This is a genomic window from Niveibacterium sp. 24ML, from assembly GCF_026586805.1.
In the GTDB taxonomy this organism is placed as follows: Bacteria; Pseudomonadota; Gammaproteobacteria; order Burkholderiales; family Rhodocyclaceae; genus Niveibacterium.
In genome coordinates this window covers 160,551-184,070 of sequence record NZ_JAPFHA010000003.1, presented here as the reverse complement: position 1 = coordinate 184,070, position 23,520 = coordinate 160,551, and the positions used below count along the sequence as shown (strand labels likewise).

Genomic DNA, 23,520 nt, shown 5'->3' with positions numbered 1-23,520 from the left:
TGCTCAGTGATCAGGCTGGCCGGCGCCGCAGGCATCCATCCAGTGCTGCAAGCGCACGGCCGCATCGGGCGGCACGCCGAGCCCGAGCTTGCTGCGGCGCCACAGCACGTCGTCGGCACGCAGCGCAAATTCTTCGCGCATCAGATAACGCACTTCCACCTCGTGAAGGCCCGGCACGAGTGCCTCGCCCATCTCGCCCATGCCGCCAACACCGTCGAGCAAGCGGTGCAAGCGCGAACCATAGCTGCGCGCCATCCGGAATGCCATCGTGGGTGGCAACCACGGATAGCGCTCGCCAACTTCGCGATAGAAGCCCTCAAAATCCGCGCCCGGCAGATCGCCGCCGGGCAGACGCGCCGATGCCGTCCACGGCGCTGCATCGATACCGAGCAAGGGTTGAATCCGCTCAAGCGCCTCTTCGGCCAGCTTGCGGTAGGTCGTGAGCTTGCCGCCAAACACGCTGAGCAGTGGCGCACCGAAAGCATCCACCTCAAGCAGATAGTCGCGCGTGACGGCAGAGGCATCACTTGATTCGTCTTCAAGCAGCGGGCGCACGCCCGAGTAACTCCAGACGAGGTCGGCAGGCAGGAGCGGTGCTTCAAAGTAGCGGCTGGCCATGCGGCAAAGGTATTGCACTTCATCGTCGGTAATCGCCACCGCTGCGGCATCGCCGCGGTACTCAAGATCCGTGGTGCCGATGAGGGTGTAGTCCTGCTCGAAGGGGATTGCGAAGATGATGCGCTTGTCGGGGTTCTGGAAAATGTACGCATAGTCGTGCTCGAACCGGCGGCGCACGACGATATGGCTACCCTTCACCAGGCGCACCGTCTTGTCGCTATCCACGTTCAGCACATCGGCAAGCAAGCGGCCGACCCAGGGGCCCGCGGCGTTGACCAGCAGCCGTGCGCTGACGGTCTCGCGCCGTCCCTGCGGCCCGGCGAGCTCCAGATCCCAGTGCGTGGCACGACGCCGCGCGGCCACCAGGGCGGTGCGGCTTGCGATACGTGCGCCCCGCTCGCGCGCGTCCATCGCATTGAGCACTACCAGCCGAGCATCCTGCACCCAGGCATCGGAATACTCGAAACCTTGCGTCAGGAAGGGTTTGAGCGGCGCGCCGGCGGGATGGCGGCGCAGGTCGACGGCGTTCGAGCCCGGCAAGCGCTCGCGCTGCGCCAGGTGGTCATACAAGAACAGACCGGCGCGGATCATCCATGCCGGGCGCTGCCCGGCGTCGTGCGGCATCACGAACCGGAGCGGCCAGATGATGTGCGGCGCAGCGCGCAACAACACTTCGCGCTCGATCAATGCCTTGCGGACAAGTCCGAATTCGTAGTGCTCCAGGTATCGCAAGCCACCATGGATGAGCTTGGTACTGGCGCTGGAAGTGTGCGCGGCGAGATCGTCGCGCTCACAAAGCATCACCGACAAGCCCCGCCCGGCCGCATCACGGGCAATACCGGTGCCGTTGATCCCCCCGCCGACGACAAAGACATCGAACTGGCCCAAGGCCTCGCCCCTCCCCGGTGTTGATCGTGCGCAGCCTGAACCCGCCCCCGCCTGCTCCGGGCCCCCGCACGCCGGAACACTAGCGCGAGTTGGCGGTCAATGCGAAGCCCGCCGCTGCCGGTGCAGCACTAACGCCTGGCCGAGTGCAAGAACACAACGCGACTGTCAAATTGGCAACAGTCGCATCAACGCCTCGCGGCAATTCCTTCTATCGCATTGTGGCTGTCACCTGCGCTGGGTACAGTCGCCCGGATAAGGCCAAAAACTGCCTACCACTGTTTCATTCTGCACCGTTGACGACCGACACCCACCCCGAATTCTGCCGACTCGCCGGACTGCTGGCCGGAGACCGGCCGATCGCCCTGCTCGAGAACAATCTCGACCACGATGGTCGCGCGCGTGTATTCAGCGACCTCGAACGCCAGATCACGGCCTGGGATGCAGGGTCGATACCCGGCGCAATCGCCGAAATCGAAGCAGCAAGTGCCCGCGGCAGCTGGGTCACGATTGCCGCCGATTTCGAGCTCGGCTACGCCCTTGAATCGAGCCTGCTCAATCGCCAGCCCCAGACGGGCCGCCCGCTCCTGACGGCGATGGTCTGGGCGCAGATGGACGAATTTTCCCGTACGCAGGCCGACGCGCTGATCGCGCTATCGCTCGAAGGACTCAAAGCCGACGCGCGTATCGCAGGCTTGGTAGATCTGAAGTTCGGACTCTCGCAGGCGGAATACGTGGACGCCGTTTCACGGATTCGACAGCTGATTGCCGCCGGCGATTGCTACCAGGTCAATTTCACCTTTCCGCTCGCGGCTCGCGCATACGGCGACCCGCTGGCCCTCTACGCCCGGCTCCGCACCGCCCAACCAGTGCGCTACGGCGGCTTCGTACGCCACTGCACCGGCGCAATCCTGTCGCACTCGCCCGAGCTCTTCGTCGCCCGCCGCGGCGCGCAGCTGACTGCCCGCCCGATGAAGGGAACCGCGCCACTGGGCGAAGCAGCCGCGCTCGCAAATTCCACCAAGGACCGCGCCGAAAACCTGATGATCGTCGATCTGATTCGCAACGATCTCGGGCGCCTGGCCGCAACAGGCGGCGTTCGGGTGGAGCGACTGTTCGAGATCGAGGACTACGCGACCCTGCACCAGATGACCTCGACGATCGTTGCCGAACCGGTTCGCGCCAGCCTCGCCGAAACCCTGCACGCGCTCTACCCATGTGGTTCGGTGACCGGGGCGCCGAAAATCCGCGCGATGGAAGTCATCCGCGAAATCGAACCGACGCCGCGCGGCATCTACTGCGGCGCACTCGGCTGGCTGGCCCCGAACGGCGACTTCAGCCTGAACGTGCCGATCCGCACCCTTGAACTGAATGCAAGCGGCACCGCCCGGCTCGGCATCGGAAGCGGCATCGTTGCAGATTCGGAGCCAGCCGATGAGTGGGCCGAGTGCGCCGCGAAGGCCCGCTTCGTTACAGCTTTGACCCCGCGCTTCGAGCTGTTCGAGACCCTGTGCCTGGCAAGCGGCGAGACCACACCACGCCTGCTCGATCTGCATCTGGCGCGACTGACCCGCTCGGCCGCCGCCCTGGGCTTTGCTTTCAACGAAGCTGAGGCACGCGCGCTGATCGCCAGAACCTCGGCGCCACTGCACGGCAAGGGCGCGCATCGCCTGCGACTCGCGCTCGCGCCCGGCGGCGCACTCTCGCTCAGCCATGCATCGCTCGATCCTCTGGCCGGACAGCTGACGGTCATCCTGTCGCCGGAGCGCCTTGATTCCCGCGACCCGCTACTCCAGCACAAGACGAGCCGCCGCTTCCTTTACGACCAGACCCTGAAGGAATGCATGGCGCGCGGGCACTTTGACGCGCTGTTCTTCAACGAGCGCGACGAGTTATGCGAGGGCGCGCGCAGCAACGTGTTCATAGAAGTCGATGGGCGCTTGCTCACGCCGCCCGCACGCAGCGGCCTGCTGCCGGGCGTGATGCGCCAAGCCCTGCTTGATGCCGGCAAGGCTCACGAGGCCGTGCTTCGCCGCGCAGATCTGCTCTCCGCACAAGCCGTGTATGTCAGCAACGCGCTACGCGGGCTGATTGCCGTGACGGTCGCCAATTAGGCTGCCGGCCACCCGCACCAGCCGTGGCGATCATGCAACGCAACGCCGCCGAACGGCTTGACAAGGCCAAATAAATGGGGCAACGACCCACGTCCCAGCTATAATCCTCGCCTTCTTGAAACCGCGCGGCCAAGCTCAAGCCCTGATGTTTGCCGCGCTTGATGGGTGCTTATGACGTTTTCCGAACTCGGTCTGATTCCTGAATTGCTGCGTGCTGTCGAAGAGGCTGGCTATACCGAGCCAACGCCGATCCAGCGCCAGGCGATCCCGGTTGTGCTGGCAGGCCACGACATGATGGGCGGCGCACAAACCGGTACAGGCAAGACCGCAGGTTTCACCCTGCCGTTGCTCCACAAGCTTTCGCGCTGGGCCAATACCAGCGCCTCGCCCGCGCGCCATCCGGTTCGCGCCCTGATTCTTGCACCAACACGCGAACTGGCGATGCAAGTGCACGAATCGGTGCAGACCTACGCAAAATACCTGCCCTTGCGCTCTGCCTGCATCTACGGCGGCGTGGATATCAAACCGCAGCTCGATGAGTTGCGGCGCGGCATTGAAATCGTTGTTGCCACCCCAGGGCGACTGCTCGATCACGTTGAACAGCGCAGCATCACGCTCAGCCAGGTCGAGTTCGTTGTGCTGGACGAAGCCGACCGCATGCTGGATATGGGTTTCATCCCTGACATCCGCCGCATCCTCGGTCTGCTGCCGGCGCAACGCCAGAGCCTTCTGTTCTCGGCGACCTTCTCGGACGAGATCAAGAAGCTCGCCGACACGATGCTCAAGAGCCCGCAACTGATCGAAGTTGCCCGGCGCAACATGGTCAGTGAAACCATTACTCACCGGGTGCATCCGGTTCCGGCCGCCGTCAAGCGCGATCTGCTGACCTGGCTGTTGCTCGAAGACGTCGCCGCACCACAAGTGCTGGTGTTCTGCAGCACCAAGCTGGCATGTGCCCGCCTGGCTCGCCAACTGCAGAAGGACGGCATCGCCGCCGACGCGATCCATGGCGACAAGAATCAGCAGCAACGGACCGAGGCGCTGGAGGGATTCAAGAGCGGTGCGATCCGCGTGCTGGTCGCGACCGACGTTGCCGCGCGTGGCCTCGACATTGACGACCTGCCCTGCGTGATCAACTACGAACTGCCGCCCACCGCCGAAGACTACGTCCACCGCATCGGCCGGACGGGTCGTGCAGGCAAACAGGGCAATGCGATCTCGCTGGTCTCGCCCGATGAGCACATCCGCCTGAGCGCGATCGAAAAGCTGATCAAGCTGAAGATCACGCAGGAAGTCGTTCCGGGTTTCGGTGCGGATGCCACCGCCGATTCGTCACGCCGCATCCTGCGCAACCAGACCGCTGATCGCCGCGCCCACCCGTCACCTGACTCGGACGCACATACGCGGCCGGCGCCGGACCGCCTTGAGCGGCGGCCACGCACGGCGCCGGATGGCTTTGACTTCAGCCGGCCCTACACCGAAAGCGCATCGGCTTCCACTGCCGGCGCCAACAAGACCGCCAATGCCGCCAGCGCGGCGCGCAAGGCCGGCAGACCGATCGCCGTGCTCCTCGGCGGCAACGGCCGCTAAACAGCGAAGCTGACCCGTCCCGCCATAGGTTGACGCCTGTGGCGGGATAGCGGCCACCGCTTCAGGTAGCTAAGGGCGCTCGATGCACCGTATCGGGCGTCTTCATTTTGCGCGAGAGGTGGAGCGCTCGTCGTTGTAGATGGCGATCGATTCGGCAACCATCTGCCGTGCTTGTGCCAGATCCCGAGGCTTGTTGAGCAAAAACTCGCCCTCGAGGATGCCGTTAATCCGTTCAGCCAACGCATTCTGGTAGAAGTCATAGCCATCGGTCATCGAGCAGGTGCTCCCATCTGCGGCATGAAGCTTCTGATACACGACCGAGCAGTACTGGGCTGACCTGCGCGGTGCACATGTTGTCATCCACGCTCCAGCCCACGATCTTTCTTGAATATGCATCCGTGACGGGACTGACAAACAGGCCTCTTTCCCCTGTTGGCAGATAGAGATGATTCGGCCGGGAGGATTGCACCCCCAGCCCCTCGCAGAACCGGACGTAAGCCTCTTGACTCATCCGGCTCCCATCATCCAACCGCAGGCAGACATCCCATCTTCCAATGCACAAAGGCTGTCGGAAAAAGACGCGCTAGTCGCCCGAGGGCGTGTCTTGCCCGCGTTTTATGACGGGCGAGCGTCTTGTACTTGCGCATCATCCAGCGCACCAGATAGTCATTCATGTGTCTCCAGATCGCCGACATCGCCGAGCCGTGGAAGCGGCCGTAGTACTTCTGCCACCCCCTAAGAACCGGATTGAACATCGCCGCCAGATCGCCCAGTTCGCGGTCGCACATCAGTTGCAGATGCCACCCACGGATGGTCTGCCGCATTGCCTTGAGGGCATCACGGCTGACCGCCGGGGCGAAGTGCACATAGCCCCGCTGATACTTGTCCACCGCTTTGCGTGGCCGGAACGTGTAGCCGAGAAAGTAAACCGCACCTCCCGGTGTGCTTCCCGCCGATTGACGTCCTGACAGTAGACGATCCGTGTCTTGCCCGGATGCAATTCGAGCCCGCGGCTTTGGGAATGTCATACGGTTTGGTCTTGAACCCGTGCTCCTCCTGTTCGCGCAGTTGGCACGGCCCCAGACCGGGATGACGCAGCCCCTTCGCTCCACCGCCATTACAGCGGCTTCAACACTACTACGAGCTGCTCCGCCCCTTGGTGGCACATCGCTACTCTCGGCCTCGCCTTTCGAGCTTGTGCCGTTCGCTTGGCATCGCCACCGAAGGTTCCCGCAGTTCAACGTAAGAGCCCGAATCAGGCTGACGCTGCCTCTATGCCGGACACCGCTTGGCCCGTAAGCAGGTAACGGCCAAGCTGATCGCGGGGCAACTTCACTCCCCGATTTTGATGTCATTTGAGTACTTTCGACACTTGAACGGCAGTTCACGGTTGTTCGTCTTCCATGATCCACACCTGACGCCTTTGCGACGCCTTTTCCATGACGCTCACGACCGGGGCTTTTGACCCCAGCCGCTCATGGCGGTTTGCCACCTGCTCCCGCAAGCCAATGGCGAGGGGCAATACCCTCATCTCCTACGCCGCTTGCTGCGGCACACTGAAGCCCGACACCCAGACCTGCTCGCTTGCGCTGGCGCTGACCTGTTCAGGGCCGGTCTTGAGCAGGTTGGGATGGCAGCGGAAACGATGATGGCTCTGGGTCGTCTTGTGATACGCCCGTCGCATCGGCACCAGCATCCGCTCATCGGCGAGCACGGCAAACACGCGATCCCGTCCCATCGCGATGCTCGGTTGTCGGATGCGGTAAGCGCTGACCCGCTCGACCGCCCGACGGGCGTCGGATTGCCGACGCTGTTACCACTGCTCAGCCTGACAATGCGCCTGGCGGCTGATACCCCTGTAGTACTGGCAAGCCCTTGCCACGCTCAGGCGCATTTGAGTGAGGACTTGCCGGAAGGCTTTTCACGACGCGTACCCCATCGTCATCCTTGAGCACCTCGACGATGGCCTCGAAGCGTTGCGCCTTCTCATTGGCCTCGCGCAACTGCTCCTGCAGGGTTTTGATCTGCTGCTGAGGCGTCAGCGGCTTGGCCGGAGCGGTTTTGGAGGGTGTCGTCATGGGCAAAGATGATGCACCCGCTGACCAGTCCTGCCGACCGTGGCGACGCAGCCACTTCAGGACCGTGCTGCTGCCCTTGATGCCGTAGCGCCTGAGCCTGACGATAGATCAGCTCCCCGCGCTCAACCTGATCTATCAGCGACAATTTGAAGGCAAGCGAACGGTCTCGCTGGCTGGGCTTGATGATTGAATTGATTGAATATTCCTTTTCTAGTGAGAAAAGGTGTCAACACTATTCAGGAAAGGTCAGATAAAACAAACAGGGCGCCCCGCAGGGCGCCCTTTTCATTCGCTGACCGCGCAGATCACATGTGCGAGATCATCGCGTCGCCGAAGGCCGAGCAGGACACTTCGGTCGCGCCGTCCATCAGGCGGGCAAAGTCGTAGGTCACGGTCTTCGCGCCAATCGCGCCTTCCATGCCCTTCACAACCAGATCGGCCGCTTCCTTCCAGCCCAGGTGGCGCAGCATCATTTCGGCCGACAGGATCAACGAACCAGGGTTCACCTTGTCCTTGCCGGCGTACTTCGGCGCGGTGCCGTGGGTGGCTTCGAAACAGGCGTACTTGTCCGAAATGTTGGCGCCCGGAGCAATGCCGATACCGCCCACTTGCGCGGCCAGTGCGTCGGAGATGTAGTCGCCGTTCAGGTTGAGGGTGGCGATGGTGTCGTACTCAGCCGGGCGCAGCAGGATCTGCTGCAGGAAGGCGTCGGCGATGGCGTCCTTGACGATGACTTCACGCCCCGTCTTCGGGTTCGTGAACTTGCACCACGGGCCGCCGTCGATTTCCACCGCGCCGAATTCGTTCTTGGCCAGCGCATAGGCCCAGTCACGGAAGCCACCTTCGGTGAACTTCATGATGTTGCCCTTGTGCACGATCGTCAGCGACTTGCGATCGTTGTCGATCACATACTGAAGCGCAGCGCGCACCAAGCGCTCGGTACCCTGCTTTGAAACCGGCTTGATGCCGATGCCCGAGGTTTCCGGGAAGCGGATCTTCTTGACGCCCATGTCTTCGGTCAGGAACTTGATGACCTTCTTGGCGCCTTCGGACTCGGCTTGCCATTCGATGCCGGCGTAGATGTCTTCGGTGTTCTCACGGAAGATGACCATGTTGGTCAGCTCCGGCTGCTTGAGCGGCGACGGCACGCCCTTGAAGTACTGCACCGGACGCACGCACTGGTAGAGGTCAAGCTCCTGGCGCAGCGCAACGTTCAGCGAACGGATGCCGCCGCCCACCGGCGTGGTCATCGGGCCCTTGATCGACACCGAATAGTCCTTCAGCGCCTGGAAGGTTTCGGCCGGCAGCCACTGATCCGGGCCGTACTTCACGGTTGCCTTTTCACCGGCATAGACCTCCATCCAGTGGATCTTCTTCGCGCCGCCGTAGGCCTTGGCCACAGCAGCGTCGATCACCTTGATCATCACCGGGGTGATATCAACACCAATGCCGTCACCCTCAATGAAGGGAATGATCGGGTTGTTCGGGGTCGGTTGACCGGGAACGATTTTCTGGCCGCCGGCAGGTACCGAGATCAAAGACTGGGCGCTCATGGCTGTTGCTTCCTCAGGGTTGGGTCATTGGTATATGCAGGCAAGGCTGCTGCGCGCCGCGCCGCCACGGCAGTGTGGCTAGCACGTCTCCCCGCGCCACACCAGCCCCTCGCCATTGAGGGTCCATGTGGCCTTGCATGGACGATGCAGCCGTTACTGCATCATCTGAACTTCAAATTATGGCCGATTTCGCGGCACCGCACCAAGGCGCGCTATTCTTTGCTGTGTAAAGCAATTACATTGCGAACCAAATGTGCCCTGACGAGTCACAACACGACATCGCAGGCGCTGCCAGAATGGGCGTGCCTTGAAGCATCTCAGGCGCGCCGTTTCACCTTCACGATACCTCCATGCACAAGAAAAAACTCCTGATCGCGGCGCTGGCTATTGCCATCGGAATCGCTGGCTACGCCATTTTCAAGCCGGGTTCATCCGGCAGCCTCAAGGGCGGCAAAGGCGGCGGCGAGCCGGTCGTCAGCGTTCGTTTTGTCACGGTTGAAACCCGATCGGTTCCTGTCGTGTTCGAGACCAGCGGCTTCGTCACCCCAGTCTCGACGGTTGAAGTTCGTTCGCAGCTCTCAAGCACGATTCGGGAGATCCTGGTGCGCGAGGGCGATTCCGTCGCTGCGGGCACACCGCTGTTCCGCCTTGATGCCCGCGCCGAGGCGGCGTCACTCGAAAAGCTCAAGGCCCAACGCGCGCGAAACGAGGCATTGCTCGGCGAGGCCCAGCGAACGCTGGATCGCAACATCGAACTGCAGTCACGCGGCTTTGTTTCGCAAGGCATTGTCGACGCCAGCAAGAGCAACGTCGCAGCCTTGATCGCATCGGTCGCGGCAGATCGCGCAGCCATCGCGGAGGCGCAAGTTACGATTGACCGTGGTGTGATCGCCGCACCGCAGAGCGGCCGCGTGGGATTGATCAACGTTCGGGTGGGCAGTCTCGTGCAGCCGGGCAACACCCAAGCCCTGACCACCTTGACACAACTCGACCCGATTGACGTTGCGTTTTCGCTGCCCGAATCACGCCTGGCCCAATTGCGCGCAGCCCAGGCACGCGGTGAGGTCATGGTGACCGTGATCGATGCCAGCGGCACGCACCAGGGCAAGCTCAACTTCATCGACAGCACGGTGGATGCGGCTGCCGGCGGCGTGCGGGTCAAAGCACGCTTCGGCAATGACAAATACCCGCTGTGGCCGGGATCGCAGGTGGCTGTCTCGCTGACGCTGGACACCATCAGCGATGCTGCAACGGCGCCACTGACGGCCGTGCAGGTCGGCCCCGAAGGTCAGTTCGTCTATCTCGCCGATGAGCAGGGTCGCGCCAAGGCGGTGCCGGTGAAAATCCGTTATCAGGATGCACGCTTTGCGGTACTCGAAGGCGTCTCCGCCGGCGCGCGCGTTGTGAACGTCGGCGGCCAGAACCTGCGGCCGGGCGTCAAACTGCGCGATGCCGATCAAGCGCCCAAGGCTGGCGAGGGCAAGCAATGAACTTGTCGGAGCTTTGCATCCGCAGGCCGGTGATGACCGTCCTGCTCTCGCTGTCGGCAGTCGTGGCGGGCATTTTCGGCTTCATGTATCTGCCGGTTGCGGCGCTGCCCAGCTATGACACGCCCACCATCAACGTGAACGCGTCGCTACCGGGGGCCAACCCGGAAACGATGGCCACATCGGTGGCGACACCGCTTGAGAAGCAGTTCTCGACGATTGCCGGCCTGGTCAGCATGAGTTCGAGCAACACTCAGGGCAACACCTCGATCACGCTGGAGTTTGCCGCCAAGCGCGACATCGACGCTGCCGCGGGTGACGTGCAGGCGGCCTTGCTGCGCGCGCAGCGTTCGCTGCCGGCCGAAATGACTTCCCTGCCGTCCTACCGCAAGGTGAACCCGGCCGACGCACCGATCCTGATCATGGCGCTCACGGCGCCATCGCTGTCGCCCGCGCAGCTCAACGACTTTGCCGACAACCTGATCGCCCCGGCACTTTCAACGGTTGAGGGCGTCGCGCAGGTATCGAACTGGGGGCAGCGCAAGTTCGCTGTGCGGGTGCAAGCCAACCCCGACAAGCTGGCCGCGCGTGGCATGACGCTCGACCAACTGGCCACCGCGATCCGCAATTCGAACACCAACACCCCGCTTGGCGTGCTGCGCGGCCCGTCGCAGACGCTGACGATCGACGCAAACCGCCAGCTCAAGCAGGCAAGCGAATTCGCGCCGCTGATCGTGGCCAGTTACAACGGCCAGCCGGTTCGCCTGAGCGATGTCGCCACCGTCACCGACAGCATCGAAACCGTTACCAATGCAAGCTGGGCAGACGGCGAACGGTCCATCGTGCTGGGCGTGCAGAAGCAGCCGGATGCCAACACGGTCGCCACGGTCGATGCGATCCGCGCGATGCTGCCGCGCCTGTCGGCCCAGATGCCCGGCTCGGTCCGTGTCCAGATCGTCAATGACCGCTCGCAGTCGGTGCGCGATGCGATCCACGACGTCGAACTGACCATGCTGGGCACGATCGCACTGGTCGTGCTGGTCATGTTCCTCTTCTTGCGCCATGCGGCGGCGACCTTGATCCCGTCCGTCACGCTACCGATCTCGCTGATCGGCACGCTGGGCCTGATGTACCTGCTGGGCTACAGCCTCAACAATATTTCGCTGCTCGGTCTCACGCTTGCGGTCGGCTTGGTGGTGGACGACGCCATCGTGGTGCTCGAGAACATCGTCCGCCATCTTGAAGATGGCCTCCCGCCGCTTGAAGCGGCGATCACCGGCGCACGGGAAGTGAGCTTCACGATCATCTCGATCTCGCTCTCGCTGGTGGCGGTGTTCATCCCGATCTTCTTCATGCCCGGCGTGATTGGCCTGCTGTTCCATGAATTCGCGGTGGTGGTATCGCTCGCGGTCCTGGTTTCGGCCGTGGTCTCGCTCACGCTGATTCCCTTGATGGGCAGCCGCTTCCTCAAGCGCGAATCCGAGCAAACCCAGCACCCGGCCCTGGCCCGGCTGGAACATGGCTTCAACAAGATTCTGACGGCCTACCAGCGCGGCCTCGATCGTGCGCTGGCGCACCGCGGCCTCGTCCTGGGCGTGGCGCTGGCAACGCTGATCGCAAGCGTCTGGCTGTTTGCCGCCAGCCCCAAGGGCTTCTTCCCGCAGGAAGATACCGGCCTGGTGATGGTGAACGCGGACGCATCGACCGATGCCTCGTTCGACGCCATCCTCAAGCACGGCGACACCTTGATGAAAACCATCGGCAGCGACCCGGCCGTGGAGGGCTACTCTGCCGCGGTGGGCGAATCGGGCGCGCGGATGTGGTTGCGCCTCAAGCCACGCAGCGAGCGCGAAGCCATGCCCAAGGTGGTCGAGCGGCTGCGCGCCAAGACGCGCGGCATTCCGGGCGTGGACGTGTACTTCATGCCGGTCCAGAACCTGCGCTTGGGCGGCCGCCCTTCACGCAGCCAGTTCCAGTACGTGATGCAAAGCGTAGGCGGGGAAGAGCTGACCGGCTGGGCCGATCGGCTCAAGCAAACGCTCGCGGCCGATCCGCTGTTCCGCGATGTCACCACCGATTCACAGCTCAAAGGCCTCAACGCGCGCATCACCATCGACCGCGAACGTGCCAACCTTTACGGCGTCGCGCTCTCCGACATCCGCTCAACGCTCTACAGCGCCTTCGGCGAGCGCCAGGTCTCGACGATCTACACCTCATCCGGCGATTACAAGGTAATCCTTGAGCTTGAAGAGGCGTTCCGCAGCGACGAGCGGGCCTTGGGCCGCCTGCAGGTGAAAAACGCTGCCGGCAACATGGTGCCGCTGGCCAACCTGACCCATGTTGAACGCGTCGCCGGCCCGACTTCGGTGAACCATCAGGGGCAACTCCAGGCGGTGACCGTGTCCTTCAACCTCGCGCCCGGCGCGGCGCTGGGCGAAGCAACCGACCGGATCAAGCAAGCAGAGCGCCAGATCGGCCTGCCCTCTGGCATCCTCACCAGCTTCGCCGGTGATGCGGCCGCGTTCCAGCAATCGCAGGGGGCACAAGTCGTGCTGATCCTCGGTGCGCTGCTGGTGATCTACGTCCTGCTTGGGGTGCTGTACGAAAGCTACATCCACCCGATCACGATCCTGGCCGGCCTGCCGTCCGCCGCGGTGGGCGCGCTGATCACCCTGCGCCTGTTCGACATGGAACTCACGCTGATCGCCAGCATTGGCATTGTCTTGCTGATCGGCATCGTGAAGAAGAACGCCATCATGATGATCGACTTCGCGGTTGAGGCGCAGCGCGCCGGCGCAACACCGCTGGACGCAATCCGCGAGGCCTGCGCACTGCGCTTCCGCCCGATCACGATGACGACCCTGGCGGCACTGGCTGGCGCGTTGCCGATTGCGCTGGGCATTGGCGCCGGGGCCGAGTTGCGGCAACCGCTTGGCGTATCGGTGGTGGGCGGCCTGGTCTTCTCGCAGCTGATCACGCTCTTCATCACGCCAGTCATCTACCTTGGCTTTGAAGACCTGCGCGCGCGCTTTGGCCGGCGCGCCCTGCAAACGGCCTGATCACACCGCTGATGCGCATGGCATCACGCCGACGGCGCGCGTCATGACATTAGAATCTCCGGCGACCTTCCGGAGATTCCCATGACCGCACCGCACGCCAACGCCGAAATCCTTGCGCCCCTGCTGGCACCGCTCACCGGTGCCAGCACCACGGGCGAAGACATGTCCTTCTCACCCGAGTTCGACGCGCTCGACGAAGCGCGCCGTGAAGACGACCCGTCGCTCGACCAGGGCGACTGGGTCACCACGCTCAAGGTGGCAGACTGGCGACGCGTGATCGATGTCGCCAGCAGCCTCTTGAGCAAGCGCACCAAGGATCTGCGCGTTGCGGCGCGTTACACCGAGGCAAGCGGCCGTCTCAATGGCTTTGCCGGCCTCGCCCTAGGCCTCGATCTTTGCAGTGGATTGCTTGACGCCTTCCCTGACACGGTGCACCCCCTGCCCGAAGACGCCGACGCCGAGGAGCGCGCCGGCGCCATCGGTTGGATGCTGCAGCGCGCGCTGGAAGTGGCCAAATCCGCACCGCTGGTCCACGGCGACGGCACCACCTTCTCCTGGGACGACCATGAGCGTGCCCGCAGCGCCAGCGGGCGCTTCGACGACGGCGAACCGCACGAGCACGCCGACCTCGCCCTTGCATGGGAGGCTGCCTGCCGCACATGCCCGCTCACCCAGTTGCAGGCCACGCGCGACACGCTCGACGCACTCGCCGAGTCGATGCGCAATCTCGATGCCACCGCCGAACGCGTCCTCGGCGATCACGCGCCATCGCTGCGGATGCTGCGCGACCTGCACGAGCGCATCCATCACCTGATCAGCCGTCTCATCACCGAACGCGGCGGCGCAAGCGCAATTCAGCCCAGTGCGCCCGCCAACGCCAACGGAATTGCCAATGCCAGCGCAGCCGGCGAGCCCGCGCGCCCCGCCGCAAGCCGCAGCGCGCCGCGTTCGCCAGAGGGCATGAGCCGCGCCGAAGCGGTCGCCATGCTGGTTGAAGTCGCCGCATACTTCCGCCGCACCGAACCGCACAGCCCGGTCGCCTACCTTGCCGACAAGGCCGCAACATGGGCCAACATGCCACTGCACGACTGGCTGCGGCAGGTCGTCAAGGACGACAGCGCCCTGGCGCACATCGACGAGTTGCTCGGTGTGCAGCGCTGACACATAACGACATCTGCGCCGCTGCGCAGCGGGTTAGCATCTGCATCTTTTGACGCGCGGCCTCACCCTGCTGCGCGTCAGCCGCTCAAACCCCACAAGGAACGAAGATGCGCCGTCATGCCCTCTGCAGCGCCCTGCTCGCCATTCCGGCGCTCGCCCTGGCCGCTCCGCCGGCCACGCCGGAAAAGCCCGTCGTCGATGTCTACCATGGTGTCAGCGTAAAGGACCCGTACCGCTGGATGGAAGACATGAGCACGCCCGAGTTCAAGGGCTGGCTGCGTGCGCAGGCCGACTACGCCAGCAGCGTGCTCAAGACCCTGCCCGGCCGCGATGCGCTGCGCAAACGCATGGGGGAACTGGCCGATTCGGGCGAGATCACCGCCGGCTACGAGCAGGCGGGCGGCCGCACCTTCTACCTCAAACGCGTACCGGGCGAAAACGCACGCAAACTCTGGGTGCGGGCCGGCACCAGCGGTGGCGAACGCCTGCTGCTCGATCCTGACGCGCTGCCCGGTGAGGGCGGACACCACTCGATCGACTGGTATACCCCCTCGCCCAACGGCCGGCTTCTGGCGATCGGCATCTCGCGTGGCGGCTCCGAAGACAGCGTCCTGCGGGTGCTGGACGTGGCCAAAGGCACTTTTCTCAGCGAATCGATCGATCGCGCCGGCCTTAACGAAAACGGCGTCGCTTGGCTGCCCGACGGCCGCGGATTCTTCTACAACCGGCATCCCGCCGATGAGCGCTACAACAAGAGCGCGGTGTTGCTGCACAAACTCGGCAGCGCCAGCACGCAAGATGTGGCGGTGTTCGGCTGGGAAGTATCAGCCAAGCGCACGTTCGCGGTCCCGGACCTGCCCTACATCTCGACCGCCCGGGATTCGAAGTGGGCCTTGGCCGAGGTCTTGCACGGTGACGCGGCAGAGCGCTCGTACTGGGTCGCGCCACTGGCAGACTTGAAGGGGGCTGACACGCCCTGGAAGCGGATCATCGGCCCGGAAGACAAGGTCACCCGGGCAGCGCTCGCCGGTGACGCCGTCTTCGCGATCAGCCAGAAGAAAGCCTCGCGCCGCGAGTTGCTGCGTCTGGACATCGCCGCTGGCACCCAGAGCGTGGCCCTGCCGAGCGGCGACAGCGTGCTTCAGTTTCCAGTCGTCGCGCGGGATGCAATCTATGTGAAGGCGCTTGACGGCGGGGTGTCCCGCCTGATCCGAGTAGCGCGCAAGGACGGCAAGGTCGAAACCGTGCAATTGCCGTTCGACGGCACCGTGCAGGAAATCAGCGCCGGGGACGACTGGCGCCTGCTGGTGCGCATGGCAGGCTGGACCAATCCGCCCCAGGTATTGCTGGTCGACGGGATCAAGACCAAGCCCACCCCGCTGCAAGCGCCGGTCAAGGTGGACACCTCCAAGGTGGAAGCAAGCCGCGTGATGGTGAAGGCGGCCGACGGGGTCATGGTGCCGATGTCCTTGCTGACGCCCAAGGGCGTGGCGCGTGACGGCAAGCGCCCGACCATACTAACCGGCTATGGCGCTTACGGGATCTCGCTGGAACCCGCCTTTTCGGCAAGCCGCCTGGCTTGGCTTGAGCGCGGTGGCATTCAGGCGATCTGCCATGTGCGCGGCGGCGGAGAGCTGGGCGAGGACTGGCATCGCGGCGGATACATCGAGACCAAGCACAACACCGTGGGCGACTTCCTCGCGTGTGCCCAGTGGCTGGTGAGCAACCAGTACACCTCGCCTTCCACCCTGGCGGGCACCGGCGGCAGCGCGGGCGGCATCACGATCGGTGGCGCCATCACCGCGCGGCCGGATCTGTTTGCTGCGGCGCAAAGTGCCGTGGGCGTCTCCGACATGCTGCGCATGGAGCTGACGCCCAACGGGGCACCAAACGTGGCCGAGTTCGGCACCGTGACGAACCCCTCGCACTTCAAGGCGATGTACGCCAACAGCCCCTACCACCGTATTCGCGACGGGGTCGCCTATCCGGCCGTGATCGTCACCACCGGCGCCAATGACCCGCGTGTTGACGCCTGGATGCCCGGCAAGCTCGCCGCACGGCTGCAGGCGGCCAATCCGAAGGGCAAACCGGTGCTCTTGCGCGTGGACTTCGATGCGGGCCATGGGATTGGCTCGAACATCGGCCAGGCGCTCGACGAAACCGCAGACGTCTGGTCTTTCTTCCTCTGGCAGATGGGCGACCCGGCCTTCCAGCCGACGCGCTGAGTCGGCACAGCCCCGCATCACACAAACGGCGCGTCACCTCGGACGCGCCGTTTTGTTATGGACAAAGCGGTTGCCGGCACTCAGGAATCCGCAGCGCCTGCCGTTGAATGAAGCAGTACGGCGACGGCCCTATTCGCTCATCGTCACCGACTTCATGCTTGAAGGCATCAAGACCGGGCTTGACGTGATCCGTGTCGTGCGGGGGAATCCCGGCCGCGCTGCGCAAACACCGATCCTCGCCCTCTCCGCCAGCGACAACGCGAGCCGACGCATCGAGATCCTGCGTGCAGGCGCCAACGACTTCGTGCAGAAGCCGGTGCTACCGGAAGCGTTCGAAGTGCGGGTGCGCAAGCTCGTGACCCTCGCAGACCTGTTTGCACGGCTGGAGGCGCAGCATCAGATGGTCAAGGACATGGCCCAGCGCAATCGCCTGACCGGCCTGTTCAACCGGCATCGGCTCGAAGAACTCACACCCGAACTGCTGGCCGAGTGCCGCCAGAGTGGAAAGGCCTTGTCGCTGGTCGTGATCGATCTCGACCATTTCAAGAAGATCAACGACAGCTTCGGTCATGGCGCTGGCGATCAGGTGCTCGTTGCGGTTGCCAGTGCATTGCGCAACAGCGCCCGCCCGCAAGACATTCCGGTGCGCTACGGTGGCGAAGAACTGCTGCTGGTGCTGCCGGGGGTTGATCTGCCCCTGGCATCACTGGGCGCCGAGCGCCTTCGCGCTCACATCGAAACACTCAAACCGGGCGGAGTTCCGGTCACCTGCAGCATCGGCGTCGCCACGCTCAAGGCCGACGAGAACTTCGAAGCGCTTTTCAACCGTGCCGACGCGGCCGTGTATCAGGCCAAGCATCTGGGCCGCAATCAAGTGATCGCCCACCAGTAGGCGGGCATGCAGGCCACGCATGTCGGTGTTTCCGCCGATGGCGCCCGCTTGACTGCCACAGCTAGAATCGCCGATGTGCATCTGCACAATCGGACACCACCGGGGGAGACGGCATGGACGTTCCGGCAGCGGACAACCACGTGGCGCATGCGATCGCGCAAGCGCTGATCGATGGCTTCAACCGCCACTACCGCATCTTTAGTGAAACCTCGCGCTCGGCGAAGCAACGTTTCGAGCAGGCCGACTGGCAAGGCGAACTGCGGGCGGTGCGCGAGCGGGTGCAGTTCTACGACGATCGCGTGAACGAAACGGTGATGCGCCTGCGCGGCGAGTGCCATGCAGACGGGCTGGATGACCGCACCTGGCAACAAGCCAAGCTGCTCTACATCGGTTTCCTGATCAATCACAAGCAGCCCGAGCTTGCAGAAACCTTCTTCAACTCGGTGTGCTGCAAGATCCTGCACCGCACCTACTTCCACAACGATTACATCTTCGCGCGGCCGGCAATTTCAACTGAGTACATCCAGTCCTACCCGCCTACCTACTCAAGCTACTACCCGCACGAAGGCGGCATGCGCGCCACCGTGCGCCGGGTGATCGAAGACTTTGCATGGCAGGTACCCTTCGAGGACCTCCAGCGCGATGTCGAACACATCCTGCGCAGCATCGAGAGCCACCTCAATGGTTGGCCGGCGCGAGAGGTGAATTGCCAGATCCAGGTGCTGTACTCGCCCTTCTACCGCAACAAGGCCGCCTATATCATCGGCAAGGCCATCAACGGCTATGTCGAAACGCCCTTCGCGGTGGTGATCCGGCACAACACCGAAGGGCGCCTCTACGCCGACACCATCCTGCTCGAACCCTGGCGGATTTCGCTGCTGTTCTCGCTCTCGCGCGCCTACTTCCTGGTCGATATGGAGGTGCCGTCAGGCTATGTGCACTTCCTGCGCTCGATCATGCCGAACAAGCCGCGCAGCGAGATCTACACCATGCTGGGCTTGGGCAAGCAAGGCAAGACGATGTTCTTCCGCGATCTAGTCAGCCACCTGCTGCACTCGAACGACCAGTTCATTGTCGCGCCGGGTATCCGCGGCATGGTGATGGCGGTATTCACGCTGCCCTCCTACCCCTACGTCTTCAAGATCATCAAGGACCAGCGCGCGATCCAGAAGGAAATGGATCGGGCGACCGTCAAGCGCAAGTACCAGATGGTCAAGCAGGTGGACCGCGTCGGGCGCATGGCCGACACGCTGGAGTTTTCCGATGCCGCGCTGCCGCGCCACCGCTTCCACCCCGATCTGATCGCCGAACTGCGAGACGTTTGTGCCGACAGCGTTGAGGAGGAAGGCGACACGATCGTCATCAAGCACCTCTACATCGAACGCCGCCTCACGCCGCTGAACCTCTTCCTTGAGCAAGCGGACGAAGCGCAAACCGACCACGCGGTGCAGGAATATGGCAGCGCCATCCGCGAAATGGCGCAGGCCAACATCTTCCCGGGCGATATGCTGTGGAAGAACTTCGGTGTCACCCGCTACGGCCGCGTCGTGTTCTACGACTACGACGAAATCGAGTTCATGACCGACTGCAACTTCCGTCGCATTCCGCCGGCTCCCAACGAAGAAATGGAAATGAGCGGCGAGGTCTGGTACTCGGTGGCACGCAACGACGTGTTCCCGGAGGAATTCGGCACCTTCCTGCTCGGCCTGCCCAAGGTGCGGCACGCGTTCATGAAGTACCACCGGGATCTGCTCGACGCCGCCTTCTGGCAGGGCACGCAGGCCCGAATCCGCGAAGGTTACGTCGAAGACTTCTTCCCTTACCCGCAGCGCCTGCGTTTCTGCCAGCTCTACGGCACAGAAACGACCAAAGCCCCGGACGGAGAAGCAGAGCTTCTCGCCGAGGCTGAGGACTGAACCGCTGAGGCGCGACAGGCCGCGCGCTGACGCGGCCGGTTTTGATCAGGGCCGGTGAGGTCGGCCCCGTTTGCGATCAGGCTTCGAGTTTCGACAGGATGCCGCGATCGATGTGACCCGAGGCAACTTCGCGCAGCGCGGTCACGGCGAACTTGTTCTTGCTGCCATCCACTTGCGGCGTATGGCCACGAGCGAGCTGACGCGCGCGGATCGCGGCGGCCAGCGTCATTTCGAAGCGATTCGGAATCGTCTTCAGGCAATCTTCAACAGTGATACGGGCCATGTCTTTTCCTTGTGTTGCTTGCGCTGCGCGGGTTCAGCCGCGAACGCGCTGTGATTTCTGCCACTGCAGCCGGCGATAGTCTTCCTCGCAATCGCTGTCGCAGAACTTCTGGCCTTCCGGCAGCGACTCACTGCAGAAGTAGCAGGTGCCTGTCGCCGCGAGCGAAGGCTCCTTACGCTGCAGCGAGAGTTTGAGGCTCAATTCAACTTCCTGTTGAGCCAGATCCGCTTCATCCATTTTCTGACGTCTCCGCAGTCTGCAAACGGAGGCACGCATGCCACCCGCGAAAGGGGCGGCACTTTACCAAGTTTTCGGGCCGCCGTCTCGCCCGGAAAGCGAAAGGCGCCCGCACAGTGTGCCAGAATAGTCCGCCCAGCGTGCAGGCAAGAGACCGATGAGAGCTCTGGTACCCATTCTTGAGGACATTGCAGCCGCCCCAGGCAGCCGTTCAACCGATGCCCTGATGGAGATCATCGCGAGCCTGCGCCCGCGCGAGCTTGAGGCGCCAGGCGCCGCCACGCAACGATTGCGGGCCATGATCTCGGTGCTGCAGACGCGCCCGCATCTGGCCGACGGCCTGCGTGACTACCTGTCTGGCGTGTTTGCCGCGCGCATGCAGCGTTCGCTCTTCGCTGACCTGGGCATCCTCACCAACGACAGCATCTTCGGCGCCGTGATCAAGCGCATGGTGGCGAAAGTGCTGCCGCCCGCCTACGACGACACCTACCTGCAGGACCTTTTCGCCACCTTGGTCCGTGAGGCGAAGGATCAGAACTGGATCGCCGAGATCCCGGAGCATGTTGTCGCAGAACTGCTGGAAGTAATCGGCTTCGGCAATGCCCGTTCCGCAAACGATCGGAAGATGGAAGCCGAGATGATTGAGGCGCTCCGCATACTCTCCTTCCGCCTCGCAGCGCTTGGCCTGGAGCCGGACTTCCTGCGTTACGACAGCGATGCCGCTTCGCGCGAATCGCCCTTTGTTGCGCAGACCGACGAAGTGCAGGCGATCTCCGCCGCAGCCCTTGCCGCACTCGCTGATGGCAGCCAGCCCTGGCCCGATTGCAGCCACCTGGAAGTACTGCTCAGCCAGTGCGAAAGGCATATCAACCGGATCCGCAAACTCGCCCGCCAGGGTGGCGCAAGCGTCGCCCTCACCTACGACGCCCAGCGCGCCGGGCAGACGATCGCGCGGATGCGGCAACTGGTCGTACTCGCCGCGCCCGACAGTTCTGAGGCCCAGCAAGAGCGCAAGCTCGCGTTCTTCCGCGAATTGCTGCACCACGAAGGCGAAAAGAACAGCATTCGTGCGCTGCTGGTACGCGTAACCGATCTGCTCGCGCTTCAGGTCACCGAACACGCCAGCCGCACCGGCGAGCACTACGTTGCCAGCACCACCAAGGAAATGCGCGCACTGTTCGGCGCAGCCGCGGGCGCCGGGGTAATTGTGGCGTTCATGGCCATCATCAAGATATACACCGCCAAGGCGCACCTGCCCCCGCTGTGGGAGGCACTGGGCTTCAGCCTGAACTACGGGCTGGGCTTCATCGTCGTGCACCTGCTGCACTTCACCATCGCCACAAAACAGCCCGCGATGACGGCCGCCCTGCTCGCCGCGGCCCTGGATGAAGGCCGCGACGGCAAGCCGCAACTCGACCGCCTTGAGAATCTGGTCGTCGATGTGCTCCGCAGTCAGTTCGCCGCGATTGTCGGCAACGTCCTGATTGCGTTTGCCGTCAGCATCTCGATCGGCTGGCTGTGGCTGCGTTTTGCGCCAATGCCCATGGTCGATGCCGCCAAGGCAACCCACCTGCTCGAAGACATCCGCCCCTTGACCAGCCTGGCCATTCCGCATGCCGCCATTGCGGGCGTGTGCCTGTTCCTCTCTGGCTTGATTACCGGTTATTACGACAACAAGTGCGTCTATGCCCGCATCCCGCAACGCATCCGGCAATTGCCCCGTCTGCGCAAATTGCTTGGCGAAGCGCGCCTGAGCCGCGTCAGCAACTACATCGAAAACAACCTGGGCGCCCTGATGGGCAACTTCCTTTTCGGCTGCATGCTCGGCTGCATGGGCACGATCGGCTTCATCCTCGGCCTGCCACTGGATATCCGCCATGTCACCTTCGGTGCCGCCAACTTCGCCTACGGCATCGCCGCCAAGGGCTTCGATGTGCCGCTGTACCTGCTGATCAGCTGCACGCTGGGCGTCGCCGCGATTGGCCTGACCAACCTGCTGGTCAGCTTCAGCCTGGCGCTCTACACCGCGATGAAGTCGCGCCGGGTGCGCTTCAGCCACGGCCGGCAACTGCTCGGGCGCGTGCTCAAGCGCATGCTGCGGCGCCCGCAGGATCTATTCCTGCCACCGCGCCGGCAAAGCGCAGCCGAGGAAACCTGAGCCTGCGCACTGCGGGGCCGCTTGCGCCCCGCATGTATAATTCGCGGTTTTTCCGAATTCGCCGGTAGCACGCCGATCACTCGGCCCCCACGCATCTTGCGTGCGCTGCCCCAAGCGGGGCTGCCAGCCTCAGCGAATCGGTTCATCGGAGGCCGAAATGGACGCTGAACGCATCAACGCGATCGCAAACAAGCTCGAGGATCTGAAGACCCGCGAGCACGCCCTACGGGGGTATCTTTGACTACGAGACCAAGCATCGCCGTCTCGAAGAAGTCAACCGCGAACTGGAAGACCCCAACGTCTGGAATGACGCCGCACGGGCCCAGGAGCTAGGCAAGGAAAAGAAGTCGCTCGAAGGCGTGGTGCTCACGCTCGACGACGTTGTGGCGCGCATCACCGACAGCCGCGAGCTTTTCGAGATGGGCCAGGCCGAAGCGGACTGGGACACGGTCGAAGCCGTCGATGCCGATGTCGCCAGCGTCGAAGCGATCATCGTCGGCCTTGAATTCCGCCGCATGTTCAACAACCCGATGGACCCGCGCCCCTGCTTCATCGAAATCCAGTCTGGTGCCGGTGGCACCGAGGCACAGGATTGGGCCGGCATGCTCGAACGCATGTACCTGCGCTACTGCGAGCGCAAGGGTTTCACGGTTGAACTGCTCGAAGAGTCCGAAGGCGAAGTGGCCGGCATCAAGAGCGCAACGATCAAGGTCACCGGCGACTACGCCTACGGCTACCTGCGCACCGAAACCGGCATCCATCGCCTGGTTCGCAAGAGCCCCTTCGACTCGAACGCACGCCGCCACACCAGCTTCTGCTCGGTTTTCATCTTCCCGGAAGTCGACGACTCGATCGAAATCGACATCAATCCAGCGGATGTGCGTACCGACACCTACCGCGCATCCGGCGCCGGCGGTCAGCACATCAACAAGACCGACTCGGCGGTGCGCTTGACGCACGTGCCCACCGGCATCGTCGTGCAGTGCCAGAACGACCGTTCGCAGCACCGCAACCGCGATGAAGCCTGGCAGATGCTGCGCGCGCGCCTCTACGAAGCGGAGCTGCGCAAGCGCCAGAGCGAACAGCAGAAGCTCGAAGACTCGAAGTCGGATATCGGTTGGGGCCACCAGATCCGCTCCTACGTGCTCGACCAGTCGCGCATCAAGGATCTGCGTACCAACTTCGAAGTCGGCAACACCCAAGCCGTGCTCGACGGCGACCTGGAAGACTTCATCCAGGCCAGCCTGAAGCAAGGCGTCTAAGG

18 protein-coding genes and 1 pseudogene are annotated in these 23,520 nt (G+C 63.6%); 10 read left to right on the top strand and 9 right to left on the bottom strand.

Annotated features, from left to right (window positions below):
• Nucleotides 1–3 precede the first annotated feature (3 nt).
• Nucleotides 4–1,506: a glycerol-3-phosphate dehydrogenase gene (gene glpD / locus OPU71_RS03935; protein ID WP_267725116.1), complete on the bottom strand. Its 1,503-nt coding sequence runs from the start codon at nucleotides 1,504–1,506 to the stop codon at nucleotides 4–6.
• A 293-nt stretch (nucleotides 1,507–1,799) separates the two neighbouring features.
• On the opposite strand from glpD, the gene pabB reads away from it, so the two are divergent.
• Nucleotides 1,800–3,617, top strand: a complete 1,818-nt coding sequence (gene pabB, locus OPU71_RS03930; protein WP_267725114.1) for an aminodeoxychorismate synthase component I — start codon at nucleotides 1,800–1,802, stop codon at nucleotides 3,615–3,617.
• Nucleotides 3,618–3,788: 171 nt separating this feature from the next.
• Nucleotides 3,789–5,207 (top strand): DEAD/DEAH box helicase, encoded by a 1,419-nt coding sequence (locus OPU71_RS03925; RefSeq protein WP_267725111.1) that lies wholly within the window; start codon nucleotides 3,789–3,791, stop codon nucleotides 5,205–5,207.
• 61 nt (nucleotides 5,208–5,268) lie between these two features.
• On the opposite strand, the pseudogene OPU71_RS03920 reads toward OPU71_RS03925, so the two are convergent.
• The 6 genes and pseudogenes from OPU71_RS03920 to icd form a co-directional block, all read right to left on the bottom strand.
• Nucleotides 5,269–5,649 (bottom strand): annotated as a pseudogene (locus OPU71_RS03920) (integrase core domain-containing protein); the annotation flags it as partial.
• 79 nt (nucleotides 5,650–5,728) lie between these two features.
• Nucleotides 5,729–6,097 carry a group II intron maturase-specific domain-containing protein gene (locus OPU71_RS03915; protein WP_267725108.1) on the bottom strand — a complete coding sequence of 123 codons (369 nt, stop codon included), beginning with the start codon at nucleotides 6,095–6,097 and terminating at the stop codon, nucleotides 5,729–5,731.
• A gap of 494 nt (nucleotides 6,098–6,591) precedes the next feature.
• Nucleotides 6,592–6,738: a hypothetical protein gene (locus tag OPU71_RS03910; protein ID WP_267725106.1), complete on the bottom strand. Its 147-nt coding sequence runs from the start codon at nucleotides 6,736–6,738 to the stop codon at nucleotides 6,592–6,594.
• Nucleotides 6,739–6,741: 3 nt separating this feature from the next.
• The gene (locus tag OPU71_RS03905) at nucleotides 6,742–6,945 is read right to left on the bottom strand and encodes a hypothetical protein (protein WP_267725103.1); all 204 of its coding nucleotides are present in this window, start codon (nucleotides 6,943–6,945) and stop codon (nucleotides 6,742–6,744) included.
• Between the two features lie 85 nt (nucleotides 6,946–7,030).
• Nucleotides 7,031–7,285, bottom strand: coding sequence for a hypothetical protein (locus OPU71_RS21315; protein ID WP_420712359.1), 255 nt, complete (start codon nucleotides 7,283–7,285; stop codon nucleotides 7,031–7,033).
• Nucleotides 7,286–7,590: 305 nt separating this feature from the next.
• A complete protein-coding gene (icd, locus tag OPU71_RS03895) occupies nucleotides 7,591–8,838 on the bottom strand; it encodes an NADP-dependent isocitrate dehydrogenase (protein ID WP_267725100.1) in 1,248 nt (415 codons plus the stop codon).
• A 350-nt stretch (nucleotides 8,839–9,188) separates the two neighbouring features.
• Between icd and OPU71_RS03890 the strand changes: the two genes are divergently transcribed.
• From OPU71_RS03890 to aceK, 6 genes are all read left to right on the top strand, one after another.
• On the top strand, nucleotides 9,189–10,328 hold the full coding sequence (locus OPU71_RS03890) for an efflux RND transporter periplasmic adaptor subunit (RefSeq protein ID WP_267725098.1): 1,140 nt from the start codon (nucleotides 9,189–9,191) through the stop codon (nucleotides 10,326–10,328).
• Complete coding sequence (locus OPU71_RS03885) at nucleotides 10,325–13,384, top strand: efflux RND transporter permease subunit (RefSeq protein WP_267725096.1); 3,060 nt, start codon at nucleotides 10,325–10,327, stop codon at nucleotides 13,382–13,384. The genes OPU71_RS03890 and OPU71_RS03885 overlap by 4 nt, the downstream gene beginning before the upstream one ends.
• A gap of 81 nt (nucleotides 13,385–13,465) precedes the next feature.
• Complete coding sequence (tssA, locus tag OPU71_RS03880; protein ID WP_267725094.1) at nucleotides 13,466–14,545, top strand: type VI secretion system protein TssA; 1,080 nt, start codon at nucleotides 13,466–13,468, stop codon at nucleotides 14,543–14,545.
• A 107-nt stretch (nucleotides 14,546–14,652) separates the two neighbouring features.
• A complete protein-coding gene (locus tag OPU71_RS03875; RefSeq protein WP_267725092.1) occupies nucleotides 14,653–16,770 on the top strand; it encodes a prolyl oligopeptidase family serine peptidase in 2,118 nt (705 codons plus the stop codon).
• A 103-nt stretch (nucleotides 16,771–16,873) separates the two neighbouring features.
• On the top strand, nucleotides 16,874–17,662 hold the full coding sequence (locus tag OPU71_RS03870; protein WP_267725089.1) for a diguanylate cyclase: 789 nt from the start codon (nucleotides 16,874–16,876) through the stop codon (nucleotides 17,660–17,662).
• A gap of 113 nt (nucleotides 17,663–17,775) precedes the next feature.
• The gene (gene aceK, locus OPU71_RS03865) at nucleotides 17,776–19,578 is read left to right on the top strand and encodes a bifunctional isocitrate dehydrogenase kinase/phosphatase (RefSeq protein ID WP_267725086.1); all 1,803 of its coding nucleotides are present in this window, start codon (nucleotides 17,776–17,778) and stop codon (nucleotides 19,576–19,578) included.
• A gap of 76 nt (nucleotides 19,579–19,654) precedes the next feature.
• On the opposite strand, the gene rpoZ is transcribed toward aceK, so the two are convergent.
• Together rpoZ and OPU71_RS03855 are read right to left on the bottom strand one after the other, a co-directional pair.
• A complete protein-coding gene (gene rpoZ / locus OPU71_RS03860) occupies nucleotides 19,655–19,861 on the bottom strand; it encodes a DNA-directed RNA polymerase subunit omega (protein ID WP_267725083.1) in 207 nt (68 codons plus the stop codon).
• 33 nt (nucleotides 19,862–19,894) lie between these two features.
• On the bottom strand, nucleotides 19,895–20,098 hold the full coding sequence (locus tag OPU71_RS03855; protein ID WP_267725080.1) for a DUF2116 family Zn-ribbon domain-containing protein: 204 nt from the start codon (nucleotides 20,096–20,098) through the stop codon (nucleotides 19,895–19,897).
• A 157-nt stretch (nucleotides 20,099–20,255) separates the two neighbouring features.
• Here OPU71_RS03855 and OPU71_RS03850 point away from each other — a divergent pair, with 157 nt between their 5' ends.
• On the top strand, nucleotides 20,256–22,256 hold the full coding sequence (locus OPU71_RS03850) for a site-specific recombinase (protein ID WP_267725077.1): 2,001 nt from the start codon (nucleotides 20,256–20,258) through the stop codon (nucleotides 22,254–22,256).
• A gap of 157 nt (nucleotides 22,257–22,413) precedes the next feature.
• Nucleotides 22,414–23,518 (top strand): peptide chain release factor 2 gene (gene prfB / locus OPU71_RS03845; RefSeq protein WP_267725074.1). Its coding sequence is split into 2 segments (ribosomal slippage): nucleotides 22,414–22,494 and nucleotides 22,496–23,518, totalling 1,104 coding nucleotides; the frame shifts between segments, so codons are not numbered across the junction.
• Nucleotides 23,519–23,520 lie beyond the last annotated feature (2 nt).

Coding starts and splice junctions, on each gene's coding strand:
- OPU71_RS03925 (WP_267725111.1), top strand. CDS start 3,789: ATGACGTTTTCCGAACTCGGTCTGATTCCTGAATTGCTGCGTGCTGTC.
- OPU71_RS03910 (WP_267725106.1), bottom strand. CDS start 6,738: ATGAGGGTATTGCCCCTCGCCATTGGCTTGCGGGAGCAGGTGGCAAAC.
- OPU71_RS03905 (WP_267725103.1), bottom strand. CDS start 6,945: ATGGGACGGGATCGCGTGTTTGCCGTGCTCGCCGATGAGCGGATGCTG.
- OPU71_RS21315 (WP_420712359.1), bottom strand. CDS start 7,285: ATGACGACACCCTCCAAAACCGCTCCGGCCAAGCCGCTGACGCCTCAG.
- icd (WP_267725100.1), bottom strand. CDS start 8,838: ATGAGCGCCCAGTCTTTGATCTCGGTACCTGCCGGCGGCCAGAAAATC.
- OPU71_RS03890 (WP_267725098.1), top strand. CDS start 9,189: ATGCACAAGAAAAAACTCCTGATCGCGGCGCTGGCTATTGCCATCGGA.
- OPU71_RS03885 (WP_267725096.1), top strand. CDS start 10,325: ATGAACTTGTCGGAGCTTTGCATCCGCAGGCCGGTGATGACCGTCCTG.
- tssA (WP_267725094.1), top strand. CDS start 13,466: ATGACCGCACCGCACGCCAACGCCGAAATCCTTGCGCCCCTGCTGGCA.
- OPU71_RS03875 (WP_267725092.1), top strand. CDS start 14,653: ATGCGCCGTCATGCCCTCTGCAGCGCCCTGCTCGCCATTCCGGCGCTC.
- aceK (WP_267725086.1), top strand. CDS start 17,776: ATGGACGTTCCGGCAGCGGACAACCACGTGGCGCATGCGATCGCGCAA.
- rpoZ (WP_267725083.1), bottom strand. CDS start 19,861: ATGGCCCGTATCACTGTTGAAGATTGCCTGAAGACGATTCCGAATCGC.
- OPU71_RS03855 (WP_267725080.1), bottom strand. CDS start 20,098: ATGGATGAAGCGGATCTGGCTCAACAGGAAGTTGAATTGAGCCTCAAA.
- OPU71_RS03850 (WP_267725077.1), top strand. CDS start 20,256: ATGAGAGCTCTGGTACCCATTCTTGAGGACATTGCAGCCGCCCCAGGC.